This window comes from Rhizobacter sp. P2_H2 (assembly GCF_056403375.1).
Genome location: NZ_JBFUFP010000831.1, coordinates 1 through 2442, shown reverse-complemented (window position 1 = coordinate 2442; position 2442 = coordinate 1). Strand labels below are relative to the sequence as shown.

Here is a 2442-nt window from a genome sequence, read left to right as displayed (position 1 = left end):
CGGCAACAGCGACGGCGTCGGCAGCAATGCGCAGTTCCGGTTCATTTCGATTCACTCCGACTCGATAGGCGACACCGACCCGGTCGGCCTCTGCATCGACCGGAACGGCAACCTCTATGTCGCGGACACCGGCAACAACAGCGTGCGCAAGGTCACCCCGGCGGGCGAAGTGACCACGATCGCCACGGTGCCCGATCCGCGAGGCATTGCCGCGGATCCGAACGGCAACGTCTTCGTGTCGAACTACAGCGCGATCCGGCGTGTCACGCCTCAAGGCGTGGTCACCCTGTTCGCAGGCGACGTGCAGCAATGGGGTTCGGCAGACGGACAAGGCACCGCCGCTCGGTTCACCGATCCACGCGGTTTGGCGGCAGACGCTGGTGGCAACATCTATGTGGCCGACACTGGCAATGCCACGATCCGGCGGATCACCTCCAACGGGTCCGTCACGACGCTGGCTGGCACGGCCGGCCAAAGCGGCACGGCAGATGCGACGGGCAGCGCCGCTCGCTTCAGCGTCGTGCTGGGCCTTGCGGTGGACAGCCAGCAGAACATCTACGTGGCCGATCTGGGCGGCGCCGGCGGTACAGGCCATCCGATCGCAAAGACGGTTCGAAAGGTGACGCCGGCCGGCGTGGTCAGCACCGTCGTCGGCAAGCCCGGCAGCGCCGGCAACATCCTGGGGGCACTTCCGGCGTCGCTCGGCCAGATCGGATCCGTCGCTGTCGTCAGCGACAAGCAACTCGTCATCACGGCGAACGACGGTGTGTTCCTGGCGACCTTCCCCTGAGAGACCGCTCTCAGCCTCGTGCGATGATCGGATCGCACGAGGCGCGAGCCCTGCTCCTCGCAATCTTCGAGAGACCGAGCATGGAAACCTTGGACGACATGCGACGGCGCCACCTGCTGACCATCGAACAGCACGCCGAGATCGGCGCCTGGGTCGCCAGCGCCAAGTCGCCGGAAGCGATCATGGCGATGCCGCCCCACCTGTGGCGCGCGCTGTCGCTCGCCAGCGTGCTGATGAACGTCGATGCCGAGTTGACGCAGGCGCCGATGCTCGGCGAAGGCTGACATCGCCGCCCGGGCCTGCGCCGGTCGCCTGACTACGCGGGCGGGAACTTCTGATTCAGATCGGCGAGCAATCTCTCCATCACGGCCCCCGCATTCAGCGCGTTGTTCTTCAGAGCAACCTCCACCGTCCACATCTGATTGCCAAGGGCCGCCCCCCAGGCCGCGTGATTGAACCGCTCGGTGTTGCACATCTGGATCAACGCCTTCACATCTGCGTCCATCCAAACCCCGCCGATGGGCATGCGATTCAAGAGTGTCCGAAACTGTCCCACCGACGGGGGCGGGCTGCCCGTGTGCTGCGACACCAGCTTTTGCACAGTCTCCCAAGCCTTGAATCGCCCGGAACGCCCCGAGTCAGTAGCATTGAGCTTTTGCAGATCCGTGAACACGGCTTGCTCGTCCGGCGAGACGTGGGTCTCGAAGTCAGGGCTCGAGACGATCCCATTCACCCGTTTGCGCACGTCGCTCCACGCAATCTGCTGCGTGTTCCCGACCGTCTGGATGCCCTTGCTCCAGTCCGCGAGGTCCTGGCACGCGGCCTGACAGGAACTGGTCGGCTTGCGCTGTGGCGCAGCCTCGGGGGCTGAAACCTGCCGCTGTTGCGCCGCCGGCGATGMAGCGGGCGCCTGATGGCCGGCAGGCCAAAAGTTCTTGACGGTGCGGCCCACCGCCGTCCATGCGCTGTATCGCGCCTGTCCCGGCTGCCCCAGCAGAGGCTTCAGAGCCTCGATGCTGTTGCTCAACGCCGGCGCCAACTGCGCAAATTCAGGAAAGGTGGTCAGGGTGTTCACGATCTCCTGGGCGAGCATCCAGTCCTCGGGCTGGACTTCGGGCGTGGTCTTCCCGCGCGGCGCGTTGACACGCTGGTCGTCGTAGTACGCCAGCATGCTCTTCAAGGCATCGAAATGCGCCTTGAAATCCTGCACCTGTCCGCGCGAACGCGCAGCCAGGAACGGAACACTCTGCATGGTGGCGAACGAGGCCACCTTGAACATGTGCGACCCGGAGCGAGAGGCCAGATGGCTTTGCACGCAGTGCCCTGCGGAACTGCGCTGCCTGGAAAGCGTGGTGACCCTTGCGGCGTGTTCCGGTGAGGGGGCACTCAGCGAGCGCGAGATCTTGCGAACAGCATTGGGCTGAAGTTTGGTGGAAGGACCCATGGTGGCCTCTGTGTTGAAGTGACGCCCCAGGCGCCACCTCAGCCTCACAAGCGCCGAGCCCTCACCCGAGTAACGCCCTGTATGTCACGCCAGCCGCCACATCGTTCCACGCGCACAACAACCATCCCCACACAACCTCCCCCCAAACGCCCCGCCATCCAGCAGCAAGTTCTGACCCGTCAGGTACCCCGCCTGCACGCTGCACAGG

The 2442-nt window shown here is 65.1% G+C and carries 3 protein-coding genes; 2 read left to right on the top strand and 1 reads right to left on the bottom strand.

Annotated features, from left to right (window positions below; genetic code table 11):
- Positions 1-790: NHL repeat-containing protein (locus AC1D15_RS26980; protein WP_477828423.1), on the top strand; the 790-nt coding region annotated here is incomplete at its 5' end.
- Positions 791-870: 80 nt separating this feature from the next.
- Positions 871-1074, top strand: coding sequence for a hypothetical protein (locus AC1D15_RS26975; protein ID WP_047504418.1), 204 nt, complete (start codon positions 871-873; stop codon positions 1072-1074).
- A 32-nt stretch (positions 1075-1106) separates the two neighbouring features.
- On the opposite strand, the gene AC1D15_RS26970 is transcribed toward AC1D15_RS26975, so the two are convergent.
- Positions 1107-2234 (bottom strand): hypothetical protein, encoded by a 1128-nt coding sequence (locus tag AC1D15_RS26970; protein ID WP_477828422.1) that lies wholly within the window; start codon positions 2232-2234, stop codon positions 1107-1109.
- Between the last annotated feature and the right edge of the window lie 208 nt (positions 2235-2442).

Excerpts from the sequence above, each read along its gene's own strand:
- AC1D15_RS26975 (WP_047504418.1), top strand. The coding sequence starts at position 871 with ATGGAAACCTTGGACGACATGCGACGGCGCCACCTGCTGACCATCGAA.